This window comes from Cytobacillus massiliigabonensis, from assembly GCF_900199725.1.
GTDB classification, from domain to species: domain Bacteria; phylum Bacillota; class Bacilli; order Bacillales; family Cytobacillaceae; genus Cytobacillus; species Cytobacillus massiliigabonensis.
In genome coordinates this window covers 270,210-283,189 of sequence record NZ_LT904902.1, presented here as the reverse complement: position 1 = coordinate 283,189, position 12,980 = coordinate 270,210, and the positions used below count along the sequence as shown (strand labels likewise).

Below are 12,980 nucleotides of genomic sequence, written 5' to 3'. Positions count from 1 at the left end.
TTAATTGAGAGTTGCTGTATACTTATATACAGCTATTAGTAAAATGTTATTAATTTCATTGAGAGGGAGACATATGAATTATTCATTGCCAATTTTACCTACTATAAGTACCACATTTATTGTTCTTAGCGCAATTTTTGTTGCGATTGGCTGGGGGCAAATACGTAATCGGAAGATTGACGCTCATAAAAGGTCGATGACTCTTGCGGGAATATGCGCAACTATTTTCTTTATTATTTATATGAGCAGAACCGTTTTTATCGGGAATACAGCCTTTGGCGGACCTGATGATATCAAAATTTATTATACGATTTTCTTGATCTTTCATGTAACGTTAGCTACAACAGGTGCTGTATTTGGGCTAATATCGCTGATAAGCGGGTTTAAAAATAAATTAACCCTTCATCGAAAGCTAGGTCCAATCACAAGTATTATTTGGTTTTTTACGGCTATTACCGGTGTAGTCGTGTATCTTCTATTGTATGTGTTTTACCATGGCGGTGAAACAACCTCTACAATTAAAGCGATCTTAGGCTCATAAATAAACAGAAAAGACGCATCTAATATGCGTCTTTTCCTTTTATTGTGCAAACTTTTCGATTTCAGCATTTAAATCATTAAGTATTTTTTCGCATTGGCTAACAAGTGTCTTCGGATAATTTTCATCTGCACCATATTCAACACCATGTGGATAATAGTGTTTTCCTAAAGCTGGTGTCTTTAATTGAATGACTGCTTTATCTGCGCCTACATCGCCTTCAACAGCAACACCGAATACGCGTAAATAATACACGCCTTCTTTTAAATCAAATTTGCGGTCGTATGTAACTCTTTCATAATCCCATTGACCAGCACGAACAAGTCCATAGGTTAACATTAAATCATCTAATCGGTTTAAGTCTGCTTTCTTTTTTTCAAGACCCGTATTTTCAAACTGCATGTTTGTCCCTCCTAAAAACAATCCCTTAATAGCTGTTTGCAGCATATTAGGTGAAATTTAACAAGTTTTATCCCAAATCTAATAATAGTTCAAAAAGAGAGAAGATGCAACGGATTCATAAAATAATCAGTTTAATCATGGATTGAATTCAAGAAATTGTAACGAATTTCATAAAACATCGAGCATTTTCATTTCATTTGGAAAAGATAAGAAAGGATCAGTGAAAGGGGTTAATAGATGAGAATGAAATTACAGTTTACACTGCCTTTTATCTTCTATTTTTCATTTAATACGGCTGCAAATGCCCAATCAAACTATGTTGTGATGGAGGGAGACACGCTTTGGAATATTGCCATACATCATCAAATAAGCCTAGAAAGGATCATACATAGTAATCTGCAGCTTCAAAACCCAAATTTAATTTATCCAGGACAGGTTATCGTCATTCCGAGTGTTGAGTGGAATGATAGACATGAAAAAAATCTAAGTAAGGAAGAGGCAAAACTGGCTGATTTACTGAACGCTAAGAGAATACAATTTGGCATGAAGCCGTTAATCATTGATGATTCCTTAACAAGGGCAGCAAGGATTAAATCAGCTGATATGATTGAACATAGGTATATCTCCCATCATTCCCCTACTTATGGGAGTCCCGCTAGTATGTTAAATAAGTTAAATATTCCTTATCAAATCGTAAAGGAAAGTATTGGAGCAGGCTATCAATCTGCCGAGCTTGTCCTCTCTACTTGGTTACATTCAAGTGTAAACAGAGAGAGCATATTAAATGATCGCGCAACGAAAATAGGGATTGGCTATGCAGAGGGGGGACTTTATAATCATTATTGGACGATTTTGATTACAGGAAATTAAAAGGCTGCGCTCCGCTATTTGCTGAAAGAAAGGAACACCTAAGAGGGTGTTCTTTATTCATTTTCTATATATTAATTAGTTGATATCGGAATTTTCAGTTTGTTTATCTAAATTGAATAGGAATAATGATATACTTAGTAGTAGAAAAGAATATATAATAATAATAATAATAAATGATAGAAAGGAGGAAATCCTTCTGCGTAATCTTGTTCGGATTCTCGTGCTAATTTCAGGTTTATTAGCCGTTGTATTTTTATTTAATACGAATATTAGTCCAAAAGAAGAAATATTGGTAAATGAAGAAGAGCAGCATCCTAAAGTTGACCAAACCTTGGATGAGGTTATCGCTCAGCAAGATTCTTCTAATTTAGAAATTCCTCAAGAAAGCCTGATTAATGTGCTTGGAAAATCAAGCAAGGAATTGATTCGTATTCTTGGAGAGCCCGAAAGAAAAGATCCAACTTTTTATGGATATGATTGGTGGATATATAAAATGGATTTGCATACATATGTGCAAGTTGGTGTTGAGAAAGAAAAGGTTGTAACCATTTATGCAACTGGTTCTGATGTACAAATCCCTCCTTTCAAGATTGGGCAGTCTATCTCTGATATTTATCACTTAACAACAATAGAGGCAAACATTGGTCTGGATTATGGAGATAGTTCCTACATGTTTGAATTATCTGAGGATGACATGAATACTCGTCCACTAATCAAGCTAGGGAATGCTTTTTTACAGCTTTATATTGATAAATTTACTGGAACTTTATCAAGTATTCGAATGCTTAATGCAAAGACATTAATTGAGCAAAGACCATATGAAATGGTCTATCGAGGGGAACTTCTTGAAGTGAATCCACCAGTAAATGTGATCGAAGAGAAAGTTGAAAAAGGCAATGAAAGACAAATTTTTGACATTACGAATATGATTCGTGAACGGCATGATTTAGAACCATTAGAATGGGATGAGGAAACGGCTGAGGTGGCTTTTGCACATAGTAAGGATATGTTTGAAACGAATGATTTTTCTCATACATCTAAGAAATATGGAGAATTATCCGATCGGCTTGATGCTGCAAATATCTTTTATCAAACTGCCGGAGAAAATATCGCTGCAAATTATTTAGACGCACCAGCTGTTGCTGAAGGCTGGCTAAATAGTAAGGGGCATCGGGAAAGTTTACTAAATGAAAAGTTTACACATTTAGGTGTTGGCGTATATAAGAAACATTACACACAAAATTTTATTGAAAAATGGTCTGAATAGCAATTATTTATTATATCATCTTAAAAAAGAGCTTGATTTCAAGCTCTTTTTACAATCCTGCCCACTTGAAAATAATCTTCCTTCCAATTGCCAAATACTTGTACGTAATCTCCCTTTTCTACATTAGGTACTGTAAATCCCTTTTCGATTGGAATAATTTTTTTTACTGCCCACCTTTTATTTTCCATTTGAATGGATAGCTCTAAAATGTATACAAACCGATAATAGGAAAAACGTTGCTTTGACCCAGTTACTTCCATGATTTTGCCATAAATAATTGCTTCTTCAGGGACGTTTTTTAGATCCGTCCAGTCTTGAATACTCTTACGCATTTCTTTTTTAGCAATCCAGTAAAAATAAAGGCAAATAACAGGAATAACAATGGCTGTAACCACTTTTTCACCACCACTCGAAAGATGTCTTTATTTTTTCTTGATAATAAAAAAGCTTCCAGTTGCTTGTGCGATTTTTTTACCATCTGATCGGTGAACATCTGCGGACATAACCATATTCTTTGTCCCTTTATGGTCAATGTATGCCTTGCATTGCAGATAATCCCCCTTTCCAACAGCTAAATAATGGATATTTAATTGAGTTGTAACTGCACCATACCCTTCAGGGAGGATTGAATTAGCCAATGTGCCCATTGCTGAATCAATAATAGTAGCTGTAATGCCCCCATGAACAATCCCTAAAGTATTATTTAATAGGGGGGAGAGTGGAACGGTTAAATGGCATTCTTTATCATCCATTGTTCGCTCCATATGAAGCAAACCGCCAATGTAAGAGCTATTTATATTTTTTTGTTTTTTAGTGAAGCCGCGTAATATGTTATTAAGAGTCTCAAGTTCTTCTGCAGTTGCTTCTTCCATACTATGTTCTAATAGTTCCCTAAGTTGTTCTTTCATTTTGAATTCACCTTTCAGCAATATTTCCGCAATTTTATATTATCATTAATAGATTCATTTTACATTTATCTTTTCACCAATTGTTTAGTTATTCATAAAATATTGTAGGTAATTGTATCAGTTAGAGGTGAATCGGAATGGCGAATAAAAAACTTCATCCTTCTGTCGAACAATTTAAAATGTTTGTAAAAGCAAATCCGAAAATTATGGAAGAAGTCAAGACAGGCAAAAAAACATTGCAGGAATTATATGAAGACTGGTATTTATTAGGGGAAGAAGACTCTAGATGGGATTCATTGCTGACAGGGACAAAGAGTGAAACTGCTCCTGAGGAAAATGGGAAGAAAACAGATTGGCTTGGCACGATCATGGGGACAATCAAAAAAGTGGATCCAAATGAAATGCAAGGCTATGTTAACAATCTTAGTAAAGCATTGGCAGCAGTACAGGGCGTTATTTCTCAATTTCAAGGTGGAGGCACTGTGAATACGAAAGTGACTGAAACAAAACTGAGCAATCCGTTTGTTTTTAAAAAGGATTAGTAAAGGGGAATGAAGATGAGGCAGGAAATTGCAAATTATGTAAGTAAAAATAAACAGCTGCAAAATTTTATGAGAGAACAGCCAATCTGGTACAGAAAACTTTCGAGGAACCCTCAAGAAATTCAAGCACTAGAGGTAGCAGCATTAAATTATTATAAAAATACAATTCCACATAAAGTTGAGAAGTTTTCAAATGGTGTACAAATGGCGTCAATGATGATGGGGATGTTTCAAGCGATGAATTCACAATCATAAAAGAAGTTCTCTTAGGGAGAGAACTTCTTTATTTTGTTTGTGCGCCATTGGATATAGAGTAAAAAGTATTCTCCAGGCACACAATAAATACATAAGAAAACTTTAATTATTTATTCATTAGCGTATGAAATGAAGGAGTGAGAACCAATGAAAATGTTTATTAATGTATATATGGCTTGCTTGCTTGTGATAGTCTCAGGCTGCAAGAAAGATATTCCTGAACCAGAAACAAATAATATTGTAAAACCTATCAGTTTTTATACAGACACTCTTGATATCTCCGTATTTAAAACTTCATTAAGCAGCAGCGAACCATTTTTCGTAAATCATAAAGTTGAAGGAAGGAACGTGTTAATCGAGTGTATCGTTCAAGGGATTACCTTTAGGGAAACGGCGGGGAAAAAGACAGGTAAAATTATTTTATATGTGGATGGGAAAAAGAAGGAAGAGGTTTATTCAGCTGCATTTATTGTAAAAGGCTTATCCTCCGGAACTCACCGACTTAAATTAGAGGTTGTTACAAAGAGAGAATCATCCGTAATAATGAAAAAAGAATTCGATGTTACCATTCGATAGCTTTTACGTTTCCTCTGTTTCATGATAAAATATGAAGCGGAGGTGAGCTTTATTTTGCTTGCTACAATAGAAGGAATAGAGATTTTAGATCAGGCTGAACAATTAGCTGCTATGATTATTGAGTCAGAGGAAGCGGAATACTACCGTCAATGTTTATATAGATTAAAGAATAATAAAGATACACAGGCCAAAATAAGAAGATTCGTAAAGATGAAGGAGCATTATGACGACGTTCAGCGCTTTGGGAAATATCATCCTGACTATAAAACGGTAATGAAATCCGTTAGGGAATTAAAAAGAGAAATGGATATGGATGAAAATGTCGCTGAATTTAGAAAGGCAGAGAATGATCTCCAAGCGATATTAGATGAAGTGAGTGTATTAATTGGTCACTCTGTCTCTAATCAAATTAAAGTTCCTACAGGGAACCCTTTTTTCGACAGCTCATCTAGCTGTGGAGGAGGATGTGGATCTGGAGGAAGCTGTGGCTGTTCATAATTGAAGGATGGCATGGAGTAAATCCATGCTATTTTTTTGTTTTCATAATTTTCTGATGAGTAATTAGCGCATATCATTGAAATGAACTGTTTTTTTATGCTAGACTGTTTAAAAAAGAATTACTCTGAAGGGGAAGAAATTATGCTCGGTCAACGGCAAGGAATTATCGTCTGGCTATATACATTAAAGCAGGCGAAAATGTTAAGAAGGTTCGGGAACGTTCATTACGTATCAAAACGGTTAAAATATGTAGTATTGTATTGTGATATGGATGAAACGGAAGGATTAATTGCCAAAATTAGTTCGTATTCATTTGTGAAAAAAGTCGAACCATCTTATAAGCCATTTCTAAGAATGGAATTTGAAAATTCAAAGCCTGATAAGGCAAAAGAATATGATTATAAAATGGGAATATAAAAAGTTGAGGGCTATGCTCTCAACTTTTTATATTTTACTCCCTTATTGTAGGGGGGGGATATAATGATTTAATCGGAGGATTCCAATCACATATTGATAAAATAGTTCCTTTTCAGCGAAACTTGTGGATGGTTTGATGTCAAGCTGGATTATTTCTTTTTGCAGTTCCTTTGCAGTCTCCGCAAAGAGATCAAAGCGTTTATTTGGTGTAATTTTAGGATTAGGAATTCCCTCTCTGCAAATGTAAAGTGGCTGAAAGCTGCCGGGGTCTGTTGGCTTTAAGACAACAACAATGGATGTAACCTCTCTATTGTTAATAGCAGTATGGAAAGCCATCATATGACAAAGCCGAGAGGGATTGGCTTTTGCAATTTCAATTAATTCATATATATCAGAATAGCCCTCGCCAATTTCAATAAAACGTTGTATCAAGTCAAATTGCCTCCTCAAATGCGAAAAAGTACTTTTCCCCTACTGTATCACTTTCTATGTAAAAATTGAAGTTTTATTAAATATCACAGTATAGAGAATAAGTTTGTGTGTTAAATGCGACAGAATGAAACAAATTTTGCTAATTTGTTTTAAATTTTGTGTGACTGATGTCGAAGGATTTGATATTGTAAATGTAAAGGATATAAAGGTAAGGGGAATACCAATGTGGAGAACAGCTAGTTTATTATTTGTGGCTTTAATAACAGCTATTGGAGCTATGCTGTCCATGCAATGGAAAGCATACTCAAAGCAAGAAAGCCAAATAGATCCTGCTGAAACAGTAACACAAGAGCTTACTGTTCAATCTAGTGAGAAAGACTTGCTTATATCACAGCGTATATCAGGTCTTACAAAAGAAAAAGAATATAAAGTCATTATACCAAATGAACTTTTTCAGTGGACATGTGTAAAAGACAATGGAGATTTATGTGACTCTAAGGATGAAAATCCACAGACATTTTTACCTGATCAGAATTCTCTCGTATTTCAATATACGATACCCATTCAAAAAGAAGATGCATCCTTTTTCCTCAATGAGTGGACAACAAAAATTTCAGAGGTTAAGGTAAGAACGACAGATATAGAGATCATTGATACATTTAGAAGAAAAGGCACCTGGATTGCAGGAGCACCCTTAATGGGATTAAAGGAAATGGATTTAATTGATTATTACTTATTTACTGGTATGGGGGATGCTCCATCCTTGTTTTGGCAGCCAAAAGCTCTTTATAAAAGCCAAGATAGTCATCAAATTGCTTTTTATAAGGACAAGTTGGGAAAGAACAATGAATTTCAATTTGAAGATCTAAAGAACCTGACAGGTTTTCCATATTTATCTGTTGTTTTTACTAATCAATCGGGGGAGAAAACTGGCAGAGGATTGATGATTACTTCACCAATTATTAAAAAAGAAGATTTAAAGCGCAAGCTAGTTGGTCAATACTACGAAACAAAATTGAAAGGAATACCCAATAAAGAGAAATGGCTGTTGGATGTCTTAACTTCTTATACAGCAAAGCTGGAGCCTGAAACGGAGAAGGGAAAGTTCATCCTTAAGGAATTAAATATGAAGTTATCTAAGGAAGAGATGAAGCATTTATTCAATCAAGTAAACAATGAATCAGCTGAAATCACTGCTGCAAAGCTGGATGGATTTATCTATGAAATGAAAGGGCATCACACACGATTTTTTACATTAAATAATAGTAAATCTGTTCCATTTATTCCTTTTTACTATTATGATCCAAGAAGTATTATTATTAATGAAAAAGAAAAAAGTGATGTTGAGGCTATTATTAAAGGAAATTTGATTCTATATCCATTTATAGATACTTTAAAAGGATTGGGCTTTGAGGTAACGATGCTTCCAGATCATGAGACAATATTAGTATTTAAGGACAATAACAGCTATCGTTTCTACTTAAATCGAAATATATTTATTTACAATGAAGAAGATTATGGATTATTAGAAAATCCATTAACGAATTTAAATGGAGAATATTATATTAGTAAGCAATGGCTTCAGCAATTATTTAAAGTTTCCATTGATGAAGGTGCAGAAGACATTAGGATATCCATATAAAAAAGAAAACCCTGCAGAAATTTCTGCAGGGTCCTTCTATATCCTATTCTAGGATAGAAGGCAAAGGGAGAGGAGAAACCGGAGGAAGAACTTATGGGGAAACGTAAGTCTTCTCCGCGGTTGGCAACAACATCCTCGTATAGATGCTGTTAATCACATTATTTCCATAATGGAAACGTATATACACGAGAAACAGATATTTTTCATATCGGACAAATGTTTTCTATTCAAATCATTTGTGATAGGATAGGAAGGAAAAATTGATTAATGAAAATGTGTGTGGTGATAAGATGCGAGTAATCTCTGGGACCCGTAAAGGGAAAATTTTAAAAGCTGTACCTGGCAGTTCAACTAGGCCAACAACAGATAAAGTGAAAGAAGCAATTTTCAATATCATTGGTCCATACTTTGATGGTGGAGTAGGACTTGATTTATTTGCGGGAAGCGGCGGACTAGGGATCGAAGCTTTAAGCAGAGGTGCAGAGAGGGTTATTTTTGTGGATCGGGATGGGAAGGCAATTCAGACTATTCACGAAAATGTGAAAACATGCGAGCTAGAAGACTTCGTTGAAATCTTTCGCAATGATGCTGAAAGGGCACTAAAGGCTGTAATAAAAAGGGAGCTTGCCTTCCAATTTATTTTTTTGGATCCACCTTACAAAAAACAGCAGCTTTTAAAGCTTCTTGAGTGGATCGAAAGGGAGCAGCTGCTTGTTCCAAACGGTACAATCATATGTGAGCATGGTTCAGATATCCAGCTCCCTGAAACAGTTGGGAAATTAGGAGTTCGCAAACATGAGAAATATGGAATCATTGCGATTACTATTTATGAATTTACTAAATGACAAGCTGAGTTTCAGGCTATTTTATAAAAATGAGGGGGATTTTTATGGGGGCTATCGCTGTTTGCCCTGGAAGCTTTGATCCGATTACATATGGACATTTGGATATTATTAAAAGAGGAGCTAAGGTTTTTGATCAGCTGTATGTAGTGGTGTTAAATAACTCTGCTAAGCACCCGCTTTTCTCTGTTAACGAAAGAATTGAATTAATCAAAGAAGTTACCAAAGATATTCCGAATGTCAAAGTTGATTCCTTTCAAGGGCTGCTTGTTGATTATGCAAAAAGTGTAAATGCGAGCGCGATTATTCGAGGACTTCGAGCCGTTTCAGATTTTGAATATGAAATGCAGATTACATCGATGAACCGGGTGTTAAATGATGAAATCGAGACATTCTTTATTATGACGAATAATCAGTATTCTTTTCTAAGCTCCAGTATTGTAAAGGAAGTAGCAAAATATAACGGGAAAATATCAGAGCTAGTTCCGTATTCAGTCGAAATGGCTTTAAAAGAAAAGTTTGAAGGAAAATGACTAACGAGCACTTCATGTGCTCGTTAGTCATTATAAAAGCTTTATGAATGGTTCTTTAATCTTTTTGCCAGAAGTAGAACATAAATAGCTAATGCACAAATGGTAATGATGGGGCCTGTTTCAACAATAAATACATACCATCTTTGTATAAAAGAGCCTTCCTCAAAGATTCCAACTGGGATCGCATTTGAAGGCTGTTCTGTATTGTAGAATCGTTCAAATACGGGCTTCCATAGGATGGCAGCATAAAATGCTGCAAAAAAGCCGTGGAAAATTCGTGCGATAAAAAATGGTTTGAAGTCAATATCTGTCTGTGCAAGTATACTTGCAACCTGAGCTTGAACACTAAAGCCGCTAAAGGCTAAGATAAAGCTTGTGATAACAGCTTGCTGCATGAATGTGGCCTGCTGAACCTGACTGGTCATTTGGCTTCCGAGAGTAATTTCAAATATTCCCGAAATATATGGAATGCTTAATTCAATTGGCAAATGAAGTGCAGTTAATATATACTCTAAAGCTTTAGCTAGAAGACCAGTTATACCGACGTGGAAAAGGAGTTTATTTAAGACTGAAAAGAGGATGATAAATCCTCCAATCATAAGTAATGTTTTTATTGAAGACATGACTGCATCTCCAAGAAGCTTGCCGATCGGCCGGTTATCATTAATTCTTGTTCGATGAAGAGCTGAAAAAGCTGCTCTCAAGGATGGCTTTCTTTTTTTCTCTTTTTGTGTTTCTTCCTTTTTCCTGCCGTAAAATCTCATAAGCAGACCAACAGAGAAATTTCCAAGGTAATGAGCTATTGCGAGGATGATACCAAGCTGTGCGTTATGGAAAAAACCAACAGATACTGCGCCAAATATAAACAGAGGATTTGAGCAGTTTGTAAAAGAAACTAGACGTTCAGCCTCAATTTTTGTCAATTGGCCTTCTTGTCTGAGTCTTGCTGTTAATTTTGCACCTGCAGGATAGCCGCTTGCCATACCCATCGCCCAAGCAAAGCCGCCAACACCAGGAACTCTAAATAATGGTCTCATAAGCGGTTCCAGCAGAACGCCAATAAATTTCACAACCCCAAACCCGATAAGCATTTCGGATACGATGAAAAATGGCAAAAGCGAGGGAAATACAATTTCCCACCACATATTTAGACCCCTTATGGAAGCATCAACAGACTCTTGAGGAAATGAGATGAGCGAAATCGCCATCAATGTAACAGTTAATGCAAGGATGATTGTTTTTAGCTTAGAACGAAACACGGGCAGATCCTCCCTCAAAAGGTGAACTTACAATGAAAATAGATTTTGAAATAAAATGCTACTATAATATAAAAAAATAGTAATTTGCCTGTCATACTTGTCCTCATATAAATCAATATACTCATAGAATGAAAAAAAAGACCATAAGATTGAACATGGTCGTTGATTTGTATATATAAAGGGGGGATTCTTTTGCATCGGCCAAAGATTGGCCTGGCTTTAGGGTCAGGTGGAGCGAGGGGATTTGCCCATTTAGGGGCAATTAAAGTATTAAAGGAAGAAGGGATCCCCATTGATTTAATTGCCGGCAGCAGCATGGGTGCCATGGTTGGCTGTTTTTATGGTGCAGGACTAGACATCGATCGTTTATATAAATTATCGAAAGCTTTTAAAAGAAAATATTATTTGGACTTTACAATCCCACGAATGGGTTTTATTGCAGGAACAAAGGTTAAAGAACTGATTCGGATTTTTACGCACGGAAAAATGCTTGAACAGCTGGATATTCCTGTTCAAGTGGTGGCGACAGACTTAATGACAGGTGAAAAGGTTATATTTAATAAAGGTCCAATAGCTGATGCGGTACGAGCAAGTATCTCTATTCCCGGAATTTTCGTACCTGAGAAATTAAATGGACGTCTATTAGTAGATGGAGCAGTTGTTGATAGGGTACCTGTTTCGGTTGTGAAGGAAATGGGTGCTGATATTGTTATAGCAATAGATGTTTCTCAAGTGAAAACAAATACTGAAATCACTTCAATATATGATGTCATTATGCAAAGCCTTGATATTATGCAGATGGAATTAGTTAATTATAGAGCAGTAGATTCCGATATAATGATCCGACCGAGTGTTGAAATGTATAGTTCAAGAGCTTTCACAAATATTGATGAAATTATCTTAATTGGGGAACAAGAAACAAGGAAGCAAATAAATTCAATAAAAAAAATCATTAAAGAATGGAAGGAGCATAGAGACGTAAATGAGAAATAAATACTTTATACGTTCCTTCATTATCGCAGCAATCATTATCCTAATCACTTCATTTTATTATCTCCCCTTCTACGTTTCAAAGCCGGGAATGGCAAAGGAGCTTGAACCGATCATTGAAGTAGAGAATGGGTTTGATGAACAAGGAAGTTTTATGTTAACTACTGTGAGGATGGGAAGAGCCAATATTTATTCTTACGCGATTGCAAAACTTAGTAAATATCAGGAAATTTTCCCGATAAAGGCTATTCGAAATGAAAATGAGACAGATAAGGAATATAATGTCCGTCAGCTTCATTTAATGGCGACCTCTAAATTAGCAGCTATTGAAACTGCGTATAAAAAAGCTGGTATTCCAATTGAATATGACTATAATGGTGTATTTGTCCTAAATGTGATGCCAGGAATGCCTGCGGAAGGAAAATTAGAAGCAGGTGATCGGATTTTTAAGGTTGACGGGAATGAATTTGAGTCTTCAGAGCAATTTATACAGTATGTTTCAGGAAAAAGTGCTGGAGATGAAGTAACCTTTGCGATTGACCGGAATGAGGAAATTAATGAGGTGAAAATCCCTTTAAAGCTATTGAAAGAAACAGGGAAGGCAGGAGTTGGAATCACTCTTGTTGATGATAAGGAAATTGTTGTAACGCCAAATGTGACAATTAATAGCGAGGATATCGGCGGACCTTCAGCTGGTTTTATGTTTTCATTGGAAATCTATAATCAATTAACAGAAGAAGATTTAACAAGAGGATATCCTATAGCTGGTACTGGTACAATCGATTTAAATGGAAATGTTGGTCCGATTGGCGGAATTGAGCAAAAAATTATTGCTGCAGATAAAGCAGGTGCAGAGATCTTTTTTGCTCCGAATGAAAAAGGTGCTTCCGATTCGAACTATAGAGCAGCAGTAAAAACAGCCAAAGATATAAAAACAAAAATGAAAATTATTCCTATTGATACATTTGATGAAGCAATAACATATCTCATGAATCTTAAAGCAAAATAG

General features: G+C 35.6%; 18 protein-coding genes. 13 read left to right on the top strand and 5 right to left on the bottom strand.

From position 1 onward, the window contains the following. Positions 1-73 precede the first annotated feature (73 nt). Positions 74-541 (top strand): DUF420 domain-containing protein, encoded by a 468-nt coding sequence (locus C1726_RS01755; protein ID WP_102271580.1) that lies wholly within the window; start codon positions 74-76, stop codon positions 539-541. Between the two features lie 39 nt (positions 542-580). On the opposite strand, the gene C1726_RS01750 is transcribed toward C1726_RS01755, so the two are convergent. Beyond that, positions 581-940: a YugN family protein gene (locus tag C1726_RS01750; RefSeq protein ID WP_102271579.1), complete on the bottom strand. Its 360-nt coding sequence runs from the start codon at positions 938-940 to the stop codon at positions 581-583. 237 nt (positions 941-1,177) lie between these two features. Between C1726_RS01750 and C1726_RS01745 the strand changes: the two genes are divergently transcribed. Both C1726_RS01745 and C1726_RS01740 read left to right on the top strand, forming a co-directional pair. Next, positions 1,178-1,810 carry a LysM peptidoglycan-binding domain-containing protein gene (locus C1726_RS01745; protein WP_102271578.1) on the top strand — a complete coding sequence of 211 codons (633 nt, stop codon included), beginning with the start codon at positions 1,178-1,180 and terminating at the stop codon, positions 1,808-1,810. A 112-nt stretch (positions 1,811-1,922) separates the two neighbouring features. Next, on the top strand, positions 1,923-3,077 hold the full coding sequence (locus C1726_RS01740) for a CAP domain-containing protein (RefSeq protein ID WP_235822680.1): 1,155 nt from the start codon (positions 1,923-1,925) through the stop codon (positions 3,075-3,077). A gap of 38 nt (positions 3,078-3,115) precedes the next feature. Here C1726_RS01740 and C1726_RS01735 read toward each other — a convergent pair whose 3' ends face one another. Beyond that, the gene (locus C1726_RS01735) at positions 3,116-3,472 is read right to left on the bottom strand and encodes a hypothetical protein (protein WP_102271577.1); all 357 of its coding nucleotides are present in this window, start codon (positions 3,470-3,472) and stop codon (positions 3,116-3,118) included. Between the two features lie 27 nt (positions 3,473-3,499). After that, entirely contained in the window at positions 3,500-3,985 is a 486-nt protein-coding gene (locus tag C1726_RS01730; protein WP_102271576.1) for a PaaI family thioesterase, read from the bottom strand. 137 nt (positions 3,986-4,122) lie between these two features. On the opposite strand from C1726_RS01730, the gene C1726_RS01725 reads away from it, so the two are divergent. From C1726_RS01725 to C1726_RS01705, 5 genes are all read left to right on the top strand, one after another. Beyond that, positions 4,123-4,527 carry a YlbD family protein gene (locus tag C1726_RS01725; protein ID WP_102271575.1) on the top strand — a complete coding sequence of 135 codons (405 nt, stop codon included), beginning with the start codon at positions 4,123-4,125 and terminating at the stop codon, positions 4,525-4,527. A gap of 15 nt (positions 4,528-4,542) precedes the next feature. After that, positions 4,543-4,782 (top strand): YlbE-like family protein, encoded by a 240-nt coding sequence (locus C1726_RS01720; RefSeq protein ID WP_102271574.1) that lies wholly within the window; start codon positions 4,543-4,545, stop codon positions 4,780-4,782. Between the two features lie 147 nt (positions 4,783-4,929). After that, a complete protein-coding gene (locus tag C1726_RS01715; RefSeq protein WP_102271573.1) occupies positions 4,930-5,358 on the top strand; it encodes a hypothetical protein in 429 nt (142 codons plus the stop codon). Positions 5,359-5,412: 54 nt separating this feature from the next. After that, on the top strand, positions 5,413-5,856 hold the full coding sequence (locus C1726_RS01710; RefSeq protein WP_102271572.1) for a YlbF family regulator: 444 nt from the start codon (positions 5,413-5,415) through the stop codon (positions 5,854-5,856). A 141-nt stretch (positions 5,857-5,997) separates the two neighbouring features. Continuing rightward, on the top strand, positions 5,998-6,273 hold the full coding sequence (locus tag C1726_RS01705; protein WP_057768164.1) for a YlbG family protein: 276 nt from the start codon (positions 5,998-6,000) through the stop codon (positions 6,271-6,273). 42 nt (positions 6,274-6,315) lie between these two features. On the opposite strand, the gene C1726_RS01700 is transcribed toward C1726_RS01705, so the two are convergent. After that, entirely contained in the window at positions 6,316-6,705 is a 390-nt protein-coding gene (locus C1726_RS01700; protein WP_102271571.1) for a DUF7147 family protein, read from the bottom strand. 223 nt (positions 6,706-6,928) lie between these two features. Between C1726_RS01700 and C1726_RS01695 the strand changes: the two genes are divergently transcribed. From C1726_RS01695 to coaD, 3 genes are all read left to right on the top strand, one after another. Further along, positions 6,929-8,347: a stalk domain-containing protein gene (locus C1726_RS01695; protein ID WP_102271570.1), complete on the top strand. Its 1,419-nt coding sequence runs from the start codon at positions 6,929-6,931 to the stop codon at positions 8,345-8,347. 290 nt (positions 8,348-8,637) lie between these two features. After that, positions 8,638-9,192, top strand: a complete 555-nt coding sequence (gene rsmD, locus C1726_RS01690; RefSeq protein ID WP_102272332.1) for a 16S rRNA (guanine(966)-N(2))-methyltransferase RsmD — start codon at positions 8,638-8,640, stop codon at positions 9,190-9,192. 44 nt (positions 9,193-9,236) lie between these two features. After that, entirely contained in the window at positions 9,237-9,722 is a 486-nt protein-coding gene (gene coaD, locus C1726_RS01685) for a pantetheine-phosphate adenylyltransferase (protein ID WP_102271569.1), read from the top strand. A gap of 41 nt (positions 9,723-9,763) precedes the next feature. Here coaD and ylbJ read toward each other — a convergent pair whose 3' ends face one another. Further along, on the bottom strand, positions 9,764-10,981 hold the full coding sequence (gene ylbJ / locus C1726_RS01680; RefSeq protein ID WP_102271568.1) for a sporulation integral membrane protein YlbJ: 1,218 nt from the start codon (positions 10,979-10,981) through the stop codon (positions 9,764-9,766). A gap of 192 nt (positions 10,982-11,173) precedes the next feature. Here ylbJ and C1726_RS01675 point away from each other — a divergent pair, with 192 nt between their 5' ends. Both C1726_RS01675 and C1726_RS01670 read left to right on the top strand, forming a co-directional pair. Further along, positions 11,174-11,974, top strand: a complete 801-nt coding sequence (locus C1726_RS01675; RefSeq protein WP_102271567.1) for a patatin-like phospholipase family protein — start codon at positions 11,174-11,176, stop codon at positions 11,972-11,974. Beyond that, complete coding sequence (locus tag C1726_RS01670) at positions 11,964-12,980, top strand: SepM family pheromone-processing serine protease (RefSeq protein ID WP_102271566.1); 1,017 nt, start codon at positions 11,964-11,966, stop codon at positions 12,978-12,980. The genes C1726_RS01675 and C1726_RS01670 overlap by 11 nt, the downstream gene beginning before the upstream one ends.